General features: G+C 74.0%; 15 protein-coding genes and 2 pseudogenes. 9 read left to right on the plus strand and 8 right to left on the minus strand.

What is annotated here, in order from left to right; all coding sequences use genetic code 11:
- Nucleotides 1–5: 5 nt before the first annotated feature.
- From BI06_RS26800 to BI06_RS26815, 4 genes are all read right to left on the minus strand, one after another.
- Nucleotides 6–1,166 (minus strand): hypothetical protein, encoded by a 1,161-nt coding sequence (locus tag BI06_RS26800; protein WP_043472162.1) that lies wholly within the window; start codon nt 1,164–1,166, stop codon nt 6–8.
- Between the two features lie 118 nt (nt 1,167–1,284).
- Complete coding sequence (locus BI06_RS26805; protein ID WP_043472166.1) at nt 1,285–1,650, minus strand: hypothetical protein; 366 nt, start codon at nt 1,648–1,650, stop codon at nt 1,285–1,287.
- A 199-nt stretch (nt 1,651–1,849) separates the two neighbouring features.
- A complete protein-coding gene (locus BI06_RS26810; RefSeq protein WP_043472169.1) occupies nt 1,850–2,386 on the minus strand; it encodes a hypothetical protein in 537 nt (178 codons plus the stop codon).
- Between the two features lie 200 nt (nt 2,387–2,586).
- Nucleotides 2,587–3,582 carry a zinc-dependent alcohol dehydrogenase family protein gene (locus tag BI06_RS26815; protein WP_043472172.1) on the minus strand — a complete coding sequence of 332 codons (996 nt, stop codon included), beginning with the start codon at nt 3,580–3,582 and terminating at the stop codon, nt 2,587–2,589.
- 148 nt (nt 3,583–3,730) lie between these two features.
- Between BI06_RS26815 and BI06_RS26820 the strand changes: the two genes are divergently transcribed.
- Together BI06_RS26820 and BI06_RS26825 are read left to right on the plus strand one after the other, a co-directional pair.
- Complete coding sequence (locus BI06_RS26820; protein WP_051741931.1) at nt 3,731–4,084, plus strand: helix-turn-helix transcriptional regulator; 354 nt, start codon at nt 3,731–3,733, stop codon at nt 4,082–4,084.
- A 100-nt stretch (nt 4,085–4,184) separates the two neighbouring features.
- Nucleotides 4,185–4,937 (plus strand): tyrosine-protein phosphatase, encoded by a 753-nt coding sequence (locus BI06_RS26825; RefSeq protein WP_043472176.1) that lies wholly within the window; start codon nt 4,185–4,187, stop codon nt 4,935–4,937.
- A gap of 34 nt (nt 4,938–4,971) precedes the next feature.
- Here the strand turns inward: BI06_RS26825 and BI06_RS49695 are convergent, their stop codons facing one another.
- Nucleotides 4,972–5,157 carry a hypothetical protein gene (locus BI06_RS49695; RefSeq protein WP_149030485.1) on the minus strand — a complete coding sequence of 62 codons (186 nt, stop codon included), beginning with the start codon at nt 5,155–5,157 and terminating at the stop codon, nt 4,972–4,974.
- Between the two features lie 130 nt (nt 5,158–5,287).
- Between BI06_RS49695 and BI06_RS26830 the strand changes: the two genes are divergently transcribed.
- From BI06_RS26830 to BI06_RS26850, 5 genes are all read left to right on the plus strand, one after another.
- Entirely contained in the window at nt 5,288–5,695 is a 408-nt protein-coding gene (locus BI06_RS26830) for a hypothetical protein (protein WP_043472179.1), read from the plus strand.
- Between the two features lie 172 nt (nt 5,696–5,867).
- Nucleotides 5,868–6,701: an ATP-binding cassette domain-containing protein gene (locus tag BI06_RS26835; RefSeq protein ID WP_063795025.1), complete on the plus strand. Its 834-nt coding sequence runs from the start codon at nt 5,868–5,870 to the stop codon at nt 6,699–6,701.
- 1 nt (nt 6,702) lies between these two features.
- Nucleotides 6,703–8,016: a hypothetical protein gene (locus tag BI06_RS26840; protein WP_043472182.1), complete on the plus strand. Its 1,314-nt coding sequence runs from the start codon at nt 6,703–6,705 to the stop codon at nt 8,014–8,016.
- Between the two features lie 23 nt (nt 8,017–8,039).
- On the plus strand, nt 8,040–8,618 hold the full coding sequence (locus BI06_RS26845) for a hypothetical protein (RefSeq protein ID WP_149030486.1): 579 nt from the start codon (nt 8,040–8,042) through the stop codon (nt 8,616–8,618).
- A 157-nt stretch (nt 8,619–8,775) separates the two neighbouring features.
- Complete coding sequence (locus BI06_RS26850; protein WP_149030487.1) at nt 8,776–9,015, plus strand: hypothetical protein; 240 nt, start codon at nt 8,776–8,778, stop codon at nt 9,013–9,015.
- A 236-nt stretch (nt 9,016–9,251) separates the two neighbouring features.
- Here BI06_RS26850 and BI06_RS26855 read toward each other — a convergent pair.
- Nucleotides 9,252–10,052: pseudogene (locus tag BI06_RS26855) on the minus strand (pentapeptide repeat-containing protein); the annotation flags it as partial.
- A 196-nt stretch (nt 10,053–10,248) separates the two neighbouring features.
- Between BI06_RS26855 and BI06_RS26860 the strand changes: the two are divergent.
- On the plus strand, nt 10,249–11,904 hold the full coding sequence (locus tag BI06_RS26860) for a DUF2079 domain-containing protein (protein WP_082558702.1): 1,656 nt from the start codon (nt 10,249–10,251) through the stop codon (nt 11,902–11,904).
- Nucleotides 11,905–11,951: 47 nt separating this feature from the next.
- Here BI06_RS26860 and BI06_RS26865 read toward each other — a convergent pair whose 3' ends face one another.
- Both BI06_RS26865 and BI06_RS26870 read right to left on the minus strand, forming a co-directional pair.
- Nucleotides 11,952–12,761 (minus strand): SGNH/GDSL hydrolase family protein, encoded by an 810-nt coding sequence (locus tag BI06_RS26865; RefSeq protein WP_043472188.1) that lies wholly within the window; start codon nt 12,759–12,761, stop codon nt 11,952–11,954.
- Between the two features lie 399 nt (nt 12,762–13,160).
- Nucleotides 13,161–13,511 (minus strand): annotated as a pseudogene (locus BI06_RS26870) (winged helix-turn-helix transcriptional regulator); the annotation flags it as partial.
- 97 nt (nt 13,512–13,608) lie between these two features.
- Here BI06_RS26870 and BI06_RS26875 point away from each other — a divergent pair.
- Nucleotides 13,609–14,735 (plus strand): pyridoxal phosphate-dependent aminotransferase (locus tag BI06_RS26875; protein ID WP_043472191.1); only part of this gene is annotated, 1,127 nt, incomplete at its 3' end.

Here is a 14,735-nt window from a genome sequence, read left to right on the forward strand (position 1 = left end):
CTGCCTCAGACGAAGCGGGTGGGCTCCGCCGCGCCCGGCGGCAGCGGGGTGCGGGCGCCCTCCGCCCGCCAGGCGCCGGCCAGTTCGGCCGGGAAGCGGCGCCCGCTGCGGGTCAGCAGCAGGCCGGGGGTGAGTTCGACCTCGTCTCCCGGCCGGAACGGCCGGTCGGCCCCCGCCGCGAACGGCTCCCACGGGCCGAGGTGCCCGCGCCGCCCGGCCACCCGGATCCGGCTGCCGTAGGTGCTGGTGTCCCGCACCACCACGGCGCCGCCGCGCACCGCGACCAGCAGGTGCCGGCGGCTGACCCGGGCGGCGCGCTCGGCGGGCAGCAGCCCGGCCAGCGCGATGCCGTCGGCCGTCCCCGGGGCACGGCCGACCTCGGTGCGCGCGCCCTCGTCGAGGGTGAACCGGCCCACGCACTCCCCGTCCAGCACCAGCTTCACCTGGGCGGCACCCGGCCGGGCCCCGTCGTCGAGCAGCGGGGTGCCGTGCAGCTCGCAGGTCGGCACACCGCCGCGCATCCGCGGCAGCATCACCCGCCCGCCGCGGTGCACGCTGTAGAGGCTGCACCGCGCGTCCGGGCAGCGCCAGGCCCGCCCGACCACCTCGACCAGCGGTTTGCGGGCGGCGGTCAGCAGCCCCTGCTTCTTGAGCACGGACAGCTCCATCTTCTTGGAGATCTCCGCGCCGGTCCGGTGCCCCATGTCCAGCGGCGCCAGCCGGACCGCGCCCCGCCCGGCCGCCTCCGGCCGCAGGAACTGCCAGGTGTTGCCCTGGATCCACGGGTGCTCGATCCGGTGGTCGTCGTAGTAGTCGCCGGTCACCACCTGGATCCCGGTCATGCCGGCGATCTCCAGCACCCGCTCGTCGGCGTCCGGCACCTCCTCGACCAGCCCCTCGGCGACCCAGCGGGCCAGCGTCGGCGCGTCCCCGGGCTCGGTGAACTCCCGCCGCCCGCCCAGCAGGCTGCGGTCGGCGACGCAGTAGACGGCCACCCGCCGGTCCCCGGTGAGCCGCACCAGCGCGTCCACCACCAGGCCCAGCCGGTGCAGCGACCTCGCCGCGGGCCCGCCGAAGTCCGTGCGCCGGACGATGTTGGAGAGCTCGACCAGATAGTCCGCCCGGTCCGCGGACGTGGCGAGGTTGCGGTCGATACCGTGCTCCATCGGGCCTCCGCCTGCTCGTCCGGCACGGGCCGCCCCGGACGACCGTCCCCACGCCCCGTCACACCGGATCCATCATCGCCGATCCCACTGCGGAGCGGGAGCGGACCGCGGAGCCGCCTCAGAAGATCTCGAGCAGGGGCGACATCAGCGTCACCCCGAGGTCGGCCGCGACGATCAGGGCCGCGAACGCGACGATGCCTGGCTCGGCCGCCCTGAAGCGCCAGTCCGTTCCGTTGAAGTCAGCGAGCTCGGTGCCCGAGGAGTCGACGACGTAGTCGCGCGGAAGACGCGCCCCGGCCACGAACACGGTCCCGCCCGCCTCCAGCCTGACGAAGCGCCCACGCGGCCCCAGGGAACGCCTTCCGGTGACACGCCCCTTCACCCCGAGCAGCGAGACGTCCACCCCGCGCTTCAGCTGGCCCCGTGCCCCGTAGCCCGGTGTACCCATGCCGTCGACGGAGAGGATCTCGCTGCCGTCCAGCACGAACTCCCAGCGTTCGGTGCTGCCCCGAGCGGCACGTAGGCGCCGATCGGCCCTCGGAAGACGGTGATCCGCCCCAACGGCGAGTCCAGCTCCGCGGCCGGCCGCCGCGAAGTCACCGGATTGCGCCACGCCCTGATACTCCCGAGGGACTGCAGTTCCATAACCACCCTCTCAATGCCTTTGTGTCACATCGCCGCCGTCACGGCTGGTCCCGCACCCGATCGGTACCCGGCAGCGCGTCGACGATCCGGTCGACCGCACGGTCCCGCGTCCACGGCGGGAACTGCGGGATCCGCCGCAGCGCCGCCAGACTGCCGGCCAGCTCCGGCGACCCGAGGTGGGCCCGCCGCCCGGTCCGGTCGAGGCGGCGCACGAACCGGCGCACGGCCCCCGGGCTCCAGCGGGCCTCGGACCGCATCGGCACGTCGAAGGCCCAACGCACCGGCGGCCCGTCCAGCGGCTTCACCCAGAGGTAGGAGTCCGTGGTCCCGGGAGCCCGCTCCGTCACCGAGCCGACGGTGAGCAGGAACATCAGGGCGTTCTGGGCCCAGGACTTGAGGCCGATGTCCCGGATCTCCACGTCGATCCGCTCGATCCCGCCCCAGTGGATCTCCTCCCCGCCGGCCTCCCGCCGCAGCCCTTCCCGGTCGAACACCGGCTCCCAGGCCCGGGCCTCCCCGCGCCACAGCCGGGCGCCGTCCGACTCGTACCGCAGTGGTCCGTACCTCGACGCCATTCCGTACTCCTCGAGAATCAGCCGGCTGCGCGGCCTGTGAACGTCGGTGTCACGCGGGGAGGACGGAGGCACGGGTCGCTTCCAGTTCGCTCACCAGCCGCTCGACCCGCTTGTTCGGCGTGCTTCCCCCCGCCCCGTTCCCCGCGTCCGCGCTTCTCATCGACCCACTGTGCGACAGCGCCCCGATTCCCGGAAGTACGTCAGTGGTCCACCTTCACCACGATCTTGCCGATCTGACTGCCGCCCTCCAGGTACCGGTGGGCGTCGGCGATCTCCTCGAAGGGGAAGACCCGGTCCACCGCGGGCTCGAAGGCACCGGCGCGCAGACCGGAGGCGACGAAGGCCTCGGCGCGGCGCAGGCCCTCGGGGTCGGTGGTGAGCTCGTGCAGGGTGTAGCTGCGCATGGACTTGCCCTTCATCACCGGCATCGGCGGGAACGGGGTGTCCTCGCCGCTGAGGGCGCCGTAGAGAAGAAGAGTGCCGCCCGGGGCGAGGGCCCGGGCGAGGTCGACGACGCCAGGCCCGGCGACGGCGTCGAAGGCTAGGTCCGCGCCCCGGCCGCCGGTCAGCTCCAGGACGCGGGCGGCGAGGTCCTCCTCCTCGGTGACGACGACCTCGGCGGCGCCGGCCTTCAGCAGGGCCTCGCGCTTGGCCGGGGTGCGGGTGGTGGCGATCGGGACGGCGCCGACGCGGTCGGCGATCCGGATCGCCGCCAGTCCGACACTGCTGGAGGCGGCGGTGATCACCACGGCGCCACCGGCGCGCAGCCCTCCGACTTCCACCAGGGCGCCGTACGCGGTGACATAGGGCATCCAGACCGCCGCGCCGCCGACCGCGTCCAGCCCTTCGGGCCGGTGCACCACCGCGTTCGCCGGGACGACGGCGCGCTCGGCGTAGACGGCGTAGTCGTTCATCGAGAAGGCCGGGACGACGCTGATCGCGTCGCCGACGGCGAACCCCGTGACGGCCGGGCCGATCGCCTCGACGACCCCTGCGGCCTCGCTGCCGAGGCGACCGGGGAACTCCCGGACGTCCTCGATGTACTGGCCGCTGCGGTACAGCACCTCGGCCCGGTTGAGGCCGACCGCGTCGATGCGGACGAGGAGCTCCCCGGGGCCGGGGTCGGCGATCGACACCTCCTCCAGCCGCAGCACCTCGGGTCCGCCCAGCTCGTGGAACAGCACGGTCCTGACCATGGTTCAACTTCCCTCCGGAGCAGGTGATCAACGCGTTTCCGTGCCGTCCAGCCAAGCCCAAAGTACGGTGGCTGTCAAACTTTGATAGCTGTCGTACTTCGACCAGTCTCGTACGATGGCCGCTCACAGGACAGGAGGCCGACCACCGATGGCACGAACCGCACCGCGCACCGGCTCCACCCCCGCCCGGGACCGCGTCCCCCCGCACCCCGACCTGCGGACGATCACGCTCCAGCAGGCCCTGGAGGCACTCGTCGACCCGGTGCGGAGGCAGATCGTCCGCGCCCTGCACGCGGCGGGCGAGGACCTGCCGTGCGGAGTGATCGAGCTGCCGGTCGGCAAGTCGACCGCCACCCACCACTTCCACGTCCTGCGCGAAGCGGGGCTGATCCGCCAGCACTACGTGGGCACTTCGCGAATGAACGCGCTGCGGGGCGAGGAGTTCACGGAGCGCTTCCCGGGCCTGCTGGAGGCGCTGGTCGCGGCGCCCGAGCAGCTCTGAGCGGCTCTGAGCGGCCCCGACCAGCTCTGAGCGGACCTGAGCGGCCGCCCCCGCCGGGCAGCCCTCCCCCCTCGTCGACCCTTCCCATTAGGGTGCGAACATGACACGCCATATCGCCTTCGAGGGACCGCACAACTTCCGTGACCTGGGCGGCTACCCGACCGCCGACGGGCGGACGGTCCGGTGGGGGCGGCTCTACCGCTCGGCCTCGCTCGGGACGCTCACCTCGCCCGCCGACCACGAACGGTTCCGGGCACTGGACATCGGCACCGTGATCGACCTGCGCTACCCGTGGGAGATCGCCCGCAAGGGCCGGCTGCCGGAGCTGGAGGGCGTCGCGTACCACAACCTCTCGATCGAGCACCGGCCGTACGACCAGGCCGAGATCGATCCGGAGCTCGACCCTTGGCGGTACCTGGCGGATCGTTTCGCCGAGGTGGCCGAGGACGGCGTCGCGGAGATCCGCACCGTCCTGGAGCTGATCGCCGACGCCGACCGGCCGGTCGTGTTCCACTGCGCCTCGGGCAAGGACCGCACCGGGCTGATCGCCGCACTGGTACTGAGCCTGCTCGGCGTCGGCGAGGACGACGTGGCCGCCGACTTCGCGCTCACCGAGCTCGCCACCGCGCGACTGGTGGCCGACTGGCACGCCGCCAATCCGGGGCGCACGCTCCGCTGGCCGGGCTTCGGACGCGCGCCGGAGGACGTGATCCGGCTCGTGCTCGCGGACCTGACAACCACCCACGGCTCGGTCCACGCCTATGCCACCGGCACTGTCGGGGTGGACGAGGCACTGATCGGCCGGCTGCGCGCACGACTGCTTCCGGACCGGCCCGAAGGCGCCCACCGGTAAACCGGAACCAGCCAGGGCGGCATCGGGGCGACAATCACATGAAAAAGGAATCGGTCCAGCAATAGAAGAAAAGCGAACATTGCGGATCGGTTTTCGCCGGAAAAGCGTTCGGATCGGGAAATTGCAGCAATTTCCGGTCATCCGCTTGCCAGAGTTCCGTTCTCCAGCCGCACCAGCTCGAATGGCCGGAAAAAATAGTGCTGGCCATCTGTTCGTGCACGCTAAGGTCATTTCCGCGGGGGCTCGGCCGACCGGGTGACCGTGACCGTTCCGGTCGAACCTCCGCTCGTTTCCTTCTGCCTGCATGGCACCGCCCGACCGGCGGTGCCACCGGACTGATCGGACGGACCATGGACGCAGAGAACCGCTCCGGCCGCATGCTCCGCGGCCTGCTGGTGACCGCCGCACTGCTCGGCTTCGCCGGCGCCACCCCTGCCCTCGCCGAGGGCTCCTGGGCGTCCTACATCAGCAGTTGGGGCCCCGGCTCGGAGTCCCGCCGATGGGCGGACAGCGACCGCGACGACGTCGCCACCTCCGTCACCTTCCAGGGCTGCCAGACCGGGAACAACGACTTCAAGGACGCCGACCTCCAGCTCTACAAGGACGTCTTCGGGCCCGACAAGACCTACGGAATCCGCTCCAACCACTGCGACACGTCCAGCTGGGGCGACCAGAGCGCCGGCGACTACTACTTCGTGCTGGAGGGCGTCCGCAGCGGCTCCCGGCTCTGGGTGGACACCGTGACCACCCGGTACTGAGCACCACCGAGTACCGCCGAGCACCACCGAGCTCCGTCACCCGGGCCGCCCACCGTTCCCGCCCCCTCGGCCCGCCCTCACCGACCCACCCCCTCGATGTGCGGCGCCGGCGGCCGCCCCCGCCCGCCGGCACCCCGCGCCCCTTTCCCGAGCGAAATGCGTCGACCCTGCCATGGCCCTTGAATTCCAGCGCATCGAATTCCAGTACGGCCGGAAGGCCCGTCTCTTCACCGGCCTCGATCTGCGGATCGACAATCCGGCCACCGTCCTGCTCGGCCCCAACGGCGCGGGCAAGTCCACCCTCATGGCCCTCGCTGCCTCCCAGTTGAGCCCGCACCGGGGATCCGTCGGCTGGCACGGCGTCAATCCGGCGGCCGGCGCGGGCGACCGGGCCGCCTACCGGCGCGCGGTGGCCTGGCTGCCGCAGCAGATCACCCCGGTGCCGGGGCTCAGCGTCCGTGAACAGGTCGCGTACTGCGGCTGGTTGAAGGGCATGTCCAGGGCCGCCGCCTGGCAGGCCTCGGCGGTCGCGCTCGCCCGGGTCGGCCTCCGCGAGCTGGCCGACCGGCCCGGACACCGGCTCTCCGGCGGCCAGTTGCGCCGGATGGGCATCGCCGGCTGCCTCGCCCACCACAGCGAACTGATCCTGATGGACGAGCCGACCGCCGGCCTCGACCCCACCCAGCGGGCGGTGTTCCGCGCCCTGGTGGAGGAGTTGACGAGCGAGGTGAACGTGATCGTCTCCACCCATCAGACCGAGGACCTGGCCGGGACGTACCGGCAGGTGGTGGTGCTGGACCGGGGGCAGGTCAGATTCCAGGGCGCCACCGAGGAGTTCCACGCGCTGGCGGCCGAGGGCGGGCCCGGCGCCGGGCGCGGCACCGACGGTTCCGGTCGGCCGACGGCGGCCGTCCCGGGCCCCGGCTCCGGAACCGGAACCGGAACCGTCACGGGTGCGCCGAGCGCCGAGGCCGCGTACGCGCGCCTGATCGAGCGGGAGACCTGACATGCTGCTGCGCACCGTCCTGAGGGTCTCGGCCGGCACCCGGGTGCTGCCGTTCCTGCTCGGCTTCGTCCTGGTCGCGCTCGGCGACGAGCTGACCGCCTGGGTCACCCCGGCCTACGGGCTCGCCGCCGCCGGGCACGCCAGCCTCGCACTGCCGTTCGCCTGCGCGGCGTGCGCCGCCGCGGGCGCCTGGGAGGGCGGCCGACTGCACCGGGGCGGGGTGTTCGACCGCTCGCCGGTGCGCTCCGCGCTGGCCATCACCACTCCGGTACTGCTGCCGGTCGCGCTGATGGGCGGGCTCGGCATGCTCGCCGCGCTCACCACCGCGGCACTGGCCGGCGGCACGGCCGACGGCGTGCCCCAGCCGGGCGTCCTCGCCGTCTGGGCCGGCCTGCTGCTCGCCAACACCCTGGTCGGCTCGGTCGTCGGCCGGGTGCTCGCGCCGGTGGTAGCCGTCCCGCTCGCGCTGATCAGCAGCTTCGTCCTCAACGCCTACCCGGTCGCCTTCGACACCTACTGGCCGCGGCACCTGGTCGGCGGCGGGCTGTCCGACTGCTGCGCGGTGGACCAGGTACTGGACGGGCGGGCGGTGACGGCCTCGCTGGCCTTCTCCGGCGCGGTCTGCGCGGCCGCCGTCCTGCTGGTCCGACGGCGCGGCGGCCCGCTCGCCCTCGCCGCCGCGCTCGCGGTCACGGCGGGCGGGGTCGCGCTGGGCGGCTGGACCGCCCGCGACCTCGGCCCCGAACCGGTGCGCCCCCGGTCCTCGGCCGCGCTGCGCTGCGACTCCGGACAGCCGCGCGTCTGCCTCTGGCCCGAGCTCGGCACCGCCCGCTCGGTGCTGGTCCGCGAGGAGGTCCGACGGACGGCCGGGGCGCTGGCCCGGCGCGGCGTCCCCGTCCCGGCGGTGTTCACCATGGCTGCCCGGCCCGGTCCGGGCGAGGCCGGGCTCGGGGTCCCGACCGACGCGCGGGCGCCGGACGTCACCGCCGCCGTGGTCGGCGGGCTGCTCCCCCGCACCCCGGACTGCGCCCGCCGCGGCGACCCCTACCCCGCCGCGGCCGTCACCGGCACGGCCACCGCCTGGCTCACCGCGACTGCCGCCTCCACCGCCACTACCGGAATCACCGGAACCCCCGAGAGACCCGCCGACGGGCGCTTCACTCCCGCCGACAGCGCCCGCGCCGCCCAACTGCTCCAGCTGCCCGAGGCCACCCAGCTCGCCTGGTACCGGGACACCCTGGACGCCCTGGCCGACTGCGGCACCCTGCCCCCTCCGGTCCCGCACACCGGTGCGACGATCGGGGGTGAGCGGTGATCTGGTGGTGCAAGGCACGCGCGGTGCCGCAGCTGGTGGCCGTCCTCGCCGGGACCGTCGCCGCCGGTCTGCTCCTCGGCGACGGCGAACTGCCGGTGCCGGCCCTGCACGGGCAGGCCGGGCACTTCCTGCTCGCGCACGTGATCACGCTGCTCCCGGCAGTGTTCCTGCTGTACGGGCTGGGCCGGGGGGACCTGCGGACCGAGACCGTCGCCGGGCGGTTCCTGCGCGGACTGGACGTCGGCCTCGCGCTCACCCTGGCCGCCGCCGGAGCCACCTGCGGCAGCCTCGCCTACGCCGCCGGGCAGGGGGCGCTCGCCCTGGTCGTGGCGCGCAACATCGCCGGCTACCTCGGCCTCGCGCTGCTGGTCCACCCCTGGATCGGCCACCGCCCGGCCGCCGCCGCGCTCGCCGCCGTCCCGCTGGTCTGCTCGGCGGCGGGCTGGCACCCGGACGGCAGCCCCCGCCCCTGGGCCTGGCCGCTGCACCCGGCCGGCTCCCCCTACGCCCTCGCCGCCGTCGGCCTGCTGCTCCTCGCCGGGGCCGGGTGCGCGCTGTTCCGCCGACATCCCACGACCGCTCCGCACCTGCTCACCGGCTGACCGGCTGACCTGCTCACCTGCTCACCGGCTGACCGGCTGACCGGCTGACCGGCTGACCGGCTGACCGGCTGACCGGCTGACCGCGCAGCCTCCGACCGGGGAGGAGACACCAGGAAACCGGATGCCCGGCGTCCCGGTCCCGCCTACCATCGCCGGCATGGATCGCCATGTGCCCCGTGGTCTCGCCCCCGTGGACAGCCACGCTGCCCGGTGCCGGGAGCGGGGGGACGCCGAGCACCACCGGAGCATTCGCCTCCACCCGGTCCATCCCGACCGGAACCTCGCCCTCTACGTCCGGCGGATCGAGGCGGCCGGCTGGCAGCTGACGGACCAGGCCTTCAGCGACGACGGGGCCCACCGCCGCTGCGCGATGCGGTTCGCCCGCACCGCCGGATGATCACGACAGGCTGACTGCCGGGGTCGGAGCGGCGCTGCCGCTCAGCCGCGACGCGGCCTGCCCTGACGGCCGCCGCCGCCCTTCGGCCGTCCGCCGGAGCCGGAACCCGAGCCCGAACGGGTACCCGAGCCCGAGCCGGAGCCCGAACCGGCTCGGGCACCGCTGCCCGAGCCCGAGCCGCCCTGCTGCCTGCGGGGCGCGCGTCCGGCCGGGGCCGGGGCGTCGGCCGTCTCCGGCCAGTGCGCGGGCCGCTTCAGAGCGGCCGGCAGGCGGGTGGCGGCATCGCCGCGGGCCGCGTTCAGCTGGGCCTGGGTGAGGAAGAGCGCCCCGGTCAGGTCGGCGCCGGCCAGGTTCGCGTCCCTCAGGTCAGCGCCGACGAGGTCCGCGAGCCGCAGATCCGCCCCGGACAGGTCGGCCGCGACCAGCATCGCGCCCCGGAGGTTGGCACCGCGCAGGTCCGCTCCCCGCAGGCGGGCACCGAAGAGGTCCGCCCCCCGGTGGTCGCGCCGACGCGGAACGGCGGCCCGGACCAGCTCGCCGGCCCGGAGCAGCAGCTCGGCCACCGTCTGCCGGTGCGCGGGGACGTCGACCGCCAGGATCTCCTCCGGGGTGCCGCCGACCAGCCGCTCCGTCTCCTCTAGGGCCCGGCGCAGCTCCCCGTGGACGGGGCGGGCCGGGGCGAGGGCGAGCGCCTCGGTGAGGTACTGGAGCAGCTCGTGCAGCTGCCGCACCACCGGGAACACCTCGTACATCGTCCGGGCGGTCTCCGGCGCCTCGCGCCAGCTGCGCCCGCCGAAAATCACCTGGGAGACCTGCTGGCCGGCCCCGAAGCAGTCGTACACCGTGCAGCCGGGGAAGCCGGTGTCGCGCAGCCGCTCGTGGATCCCGCAGCTGAAGTCGGTGCGGAGGTTGCGGCAGGGGGTGCCCGCGGCCTTGTCGACGGCGAAGTCCGTGCCGGCGGCGAACGGCAGTGCCACACAGCACAGCCCGAAACAGCTACCGCAGTCGGAGACGAGGTTGAGGCTCGGGACGCTCACGGTGCTGTTGTTCCTCCAGGACGACGGGTGGTGCGCTGTAGAGCGTACCGACCGCTTCGAACGGCCGTCGGTTAGTGTGGTCGGCCGAACCCCGGCACCGCAGCACCACCGCAGCACCACCACAGCACCGGGGTCGCAGCACAGCACCGCACAGCACCGCAGCTCAGCAGTACAGCACCGACGGAGGACCCAAGGCATGTCCCGGCACGACGTGACGCCGTACCCGGACACCGAGGGCGCCGAGGACGCCACGAGCACGCCCGGCGCAGCCCGCGTCGACAGCACCACCGACCCCGCCGCCGGACCGGCCCTCCGGATCCCGCCGCGCGCCCGCACCCTGGGCCTGACCCTGCTCTGCTTCGCGGTCTGCCTCGCGATCGGCCTCCAGCAGTGGACCACCGCCCAGCTCGGCGGCTTCGACCTCGGGATCTTCGACCAGGGCGTGCGCGGCTACGCGCACCTCGGTCTGCCGGTCTCGACGCTGAAGAGCTACCACCACGAGTTCCCGCCCGGCTTCTCGCTGCTCGGCGACCACTTCTCCCCCGTGATCGCGCTGATGGCGCCGCTCTACTGGCTCTGGGACGACCCGCGCTCGCTGCTGCTCGGCCAGGCGCTCTGCTTCGCCGCCGGGGTGCCGCTGATCCGCCGGATCACCGGACGCTGCTTCGCCGACGCCGACCCGCGCACCGCCCGCCGCGCCGCCGACCTGGCCGCGCTCGCGTACGGACTGGGGTGGCCGCTGCTGGTGGCCTCGCGCGGCGGGTTCCACGAGGTGGCGTTCGCGGTGCCGCTCACGCTGCTGATGCTGGAGCGCGGGATGGCCCGGCAGTACTGGGCCTCGGCGCTGGCCGGCCTGCTGCTGTGCTGCACCAAGGAGGACATGGGCCTGGCCGTGGGCGCCTACGGCCTGGTGCTGCTGCTGCGGGCCCGGCGGGACCCCGATCCGGCCCGGCGCCGGCCGGCGGTGCGCTGGGGCGCGGGGCTGCTGCTCGGCGGTCCGCTCGCCTCGGCGGTCGCCATCGCGAAGCTGGTGCCCGCGATGGGCGGCGTGCCCGGCTACTACTGGAACTACCAGGCGCTCGGCGAGGACGGCGGCTCGGCGGTCGCCAACGTCCTGGCGGACCCGACCCTGCTGTTCACGGCGTCCTTCGACGCCCCGCTGAAGCCGCTGCTGCTGCTCTGGATCTTCGGCACCCTGTTCGCCCTGCCGCTCCGCTCGGCGACCGTGCTCCTGGCCGTCCCGCTGCTGGCCGAGCGGGTGCTGTCCAGCAATCCGAACCACTGGTCGATCGCCCGGCACTACGACGCGTTCCTGTGGCCGATCCTGCTGGTGGCCGCGCTGGAGGTGCTGGGCCGCTGCCACGGCCGGGTGCTCACCCGGCGGCTCGGTGCGGCGGCGGCGGCGCTGACCGTCGCGGCCGCGGTGCCGCTGGGGGTGGCGAACCTGTTCGTCCCGGCCTACTGGCAGCCGAAGCCGAGCGAGGCGGCGCTGCTGCGCGGCGCGGCGCTGGTCCCGGACGGCGCGTCGGTGGAGGCCGACAACCAGGCGGCGCCCCGGCTTACCGCGCGGGCGGACGTGGTGCTGGTGGACGAGAAGCCGCGCGGGCGCGAGTACGTGCTGATCCGCGCGGACAAGCGGTCCTTCCCGTTCCGCACCGACCGGGAGCAGGCGGCGCGGATCGAGCTGCTGCTCGCGCACGGGTACCGGACGGTCTGGTCGGAGGACGGCGTCTACCTGCTGCACCGGGAGGGCACCGAGCCGGTCCCGGGCCAGCAGGTGCCCGGCCCGGACGCCGTCCCGTACCAGGACGCGGTGCCGTCGGACGTCGGCCACAACCTGTTCCGCGGCTGACCCGCCCGCACTCTCGCACGGCGCGGGCCCACCCGGAACCGCCGGGCTCAGCCCTCGTAGGGTGCCAGCTCGGCCCGCTTCGGCGCGCGGCCGTCGCCGGAGGAGCGGCCGGTGAGCCGGCGGCCGATCCAGGGGCCGAGGTGGGTGCGGACCCAGCGGGCGTCGGCGGCCAGCTTCTCGGCGCGGGTCGGCGGGGCGGTGGCCGGGAGCGGGGCGCGCCAGTCGAAGCCGGCGGGCCGGCCGAGCGACTCCAGCACCGCTTCGGCGACCCGGCGGTGGCCCTCGGGCGAGAGGTGGAGCCGGTCCTCGGCCCAGAGCCGACGGTCGTCGAAGCAGGGCGCGGAGAACAGGTCGACCACCGCGATGCCCGGGTCCTGGGCGAGCTCGTGGACGAAGTCCTTCATCCGCAGGATCGCGGGGAGCAGCCGGGCCGAGCCGGCCATCCGGCGGGTGGGGTCGGTGCTGCTGAACATGACCACGGTGGCGCCGGTGGCGCGCAGCCGGGTGGCGGCGGAGCCGAGGAGTTCCTCGACCCGGGCGATGTCGCAGCGCGGGCGCAGCACGTCGTTGAGCCCGCCGGCCAGGGTGACCAGCTCGGCGCCCAGTCCCGCGGCCCGCTCGACCTGCTCGTCGTGGATCTGGCCGATGAGCTTGCCCCGGACGGCGAGGTTGGCGTACCGGAAGCCGTCGGCCGGTTGCTCGGCCCGGTGTTCGGCCGCGAGCCGGGCGGCGAGGCGGTCGGCCCAGCCCCGGTAGTGGCCGTCGGGCAGCAGCTCGTCGCACATGCCCTCGGTGAAGGAGTCCCCGACGGCGACGTAACTGCGAAAGGCGGTGGGCGTGTTCTGCGTGTTCTCCATGGCCCGACGATCGTACGCGCGCCGTCCCCGGCCCACCCGTGGACCCCGCCCGCGCGCGCGGATCGGCGGCGACTCAACGCCCGCGGCAAGCGGACGCCGATCGCGCGTTGATCGGCGGCGGGCAGAGTGGGGACCGTCGGGAGGAACGGCCGGGGGGGGAACCGCGGGCCGTGCGCTCCGCGGCGTCCGGCCTCGGGGGTGTCGGACACCGGGGCCGCTCTCCCCACCGCCGGTCGCGGGCGCGGCGCCTCCCACACGGGTGCCCCCGCGACCGGCCACCTCGCCGCGGCCGGAGCCGGACCGGACCGAGGCCGGACTTCAGCCGGCGGCCACCGCGCCCACCCCGCCCACCACATCCGCCGTGCCCACAGGCTCCGCCGCCACCGCCCCGCCCGTGACCCAGTGCGTCCGCACCGCGTCGGTCGGCCGCTGCTCCCCCAGCGCGTCGAGTCCCCAGCCGCCGAGCGCCTCGACGACCGGCCGCAGCGCGGCCCCACGCCCGGTCAGCTCGTAGACGGTGGCGTTGGCCGGCCGTTCCAGGCGGCGGCGCTCGACGACGCCCTCGCCCTCCAGCTGCTTGAGCCGCGCGGCGAGGATGTCGGTGGAGACGCCGGGCAGGTCGGCGTGCAGGTCGGTGTAGCGGCGCGGGCCGGCCAGGAGTTCACGGACGATCAGGAGGCTCCAGCGCTCCCCCACCGCGTCCAGGGCGCGGGCGACGGCGCAGTACTGGTCGTAGCTTCGGCGTGACATGTGGATCAGCATAGCCAAAAGGTTGGACTTTCCAAGTGCCTACTTGGTAGAACAAAGCAACCAGGGTCGGTGTGGGGTGACGGTCGGGAGGCCGCAGATGGAGTTTCGGCAGTCCAGCAAGCTGAATGACGTGTGCTACGAGATCCGCGGCCCGGTGGTCGACCAGGCCAACGCGCTGGAGGAGGCGGGGCACAGCGTGCTCCGGCTGAACACCGGCAACCCGGCCACGTTCGGCTTCGAGGCGCCGGAGGAGATCCTCCAGGACATCATCCGCAACCTTCCGCGGGCGCACGGCTACAGCGATTCGCGGGGCATCCTGCCGGCCCGGCGCGCGGTCGTGCAGTACTACCAGCAGCGCGGCGTCGACGGCGTGACCGTCAACGACGTCTACCTCGGCAACGGCGTCTCGGAGCTGATCCAGATGGCCGTCACCGCACTGGTGGACGACGGCGACGAGGTACTCGTCCCGATGCCGGACTACCCGCTGTGGACGGCGGTGGTCCGGCTGGCCGGCGGCAAGGCGGTGCACTACGCCTGCGACGAGCAGGCCGACTGGTTCCCGGACCTCGACGACATCGCCGCGAAGATCACCGCCCGCACCAAGGCGATCGTGGTCATCAACCCCAACAACCCCACCGGCGCCGTCTATCCGAAGGAACTGCTGGAGGGCATCCTCGACCTCGCCCGCCGGCACCAGCTGATGGTGCTGGCCGACGAGATCTACGACAAGATCCTCTACGACGACGTCGAGCACCACTGCCTGGCCGCGCTCGCCGACGACGTCCTCACCCTCACCTTCAACGGGCTGTCCAAGTCCTACCGGGTGGCCGGCTTCCGCAGCGGCTGGCTGGTCGTCTCCGGCCCCAAGCAGCACGCGAGCGACTACCTGGAGGGCCTCACCATGCTCTCCGGCATGCGGCTGTGCCCGAACGTGCCCGCCCAGTACGCGGTCCAGGCCGCGCTCGGCGGCCACCAGTCCATCAACGACCTGGTCCTGCCGGGCGGCCGCCTCGCCGAACAGCGCGACGTCGCGTACCGGGCGCTGAACGAGATCCCGGGCGTCAGCTGCGTCAAGCCCAAGGGCGCGCTCTACGCCTTCGCCCGGCTGGACCCCGCCGTCCACCGGATCGTCGACGACGAGCGCTTCGTCCTGGACCTGCTGCTCCGCGAGAAGATCCACGTCGTCCAGGGCACCGGCTTCAACTGGCCCCGCCCCGACCACTT

Source organism: Kitasatospora sp. MBT66 (assembly GCF_000710405.2).
In the GTDB taxonomy this organism is placed as follows: Bacteria; Actinomycetota; Actinomycetes; order Streptomycetales; family Streptomycetaceae; genus Kitasatospora; species Kitasatospora purpeofusca.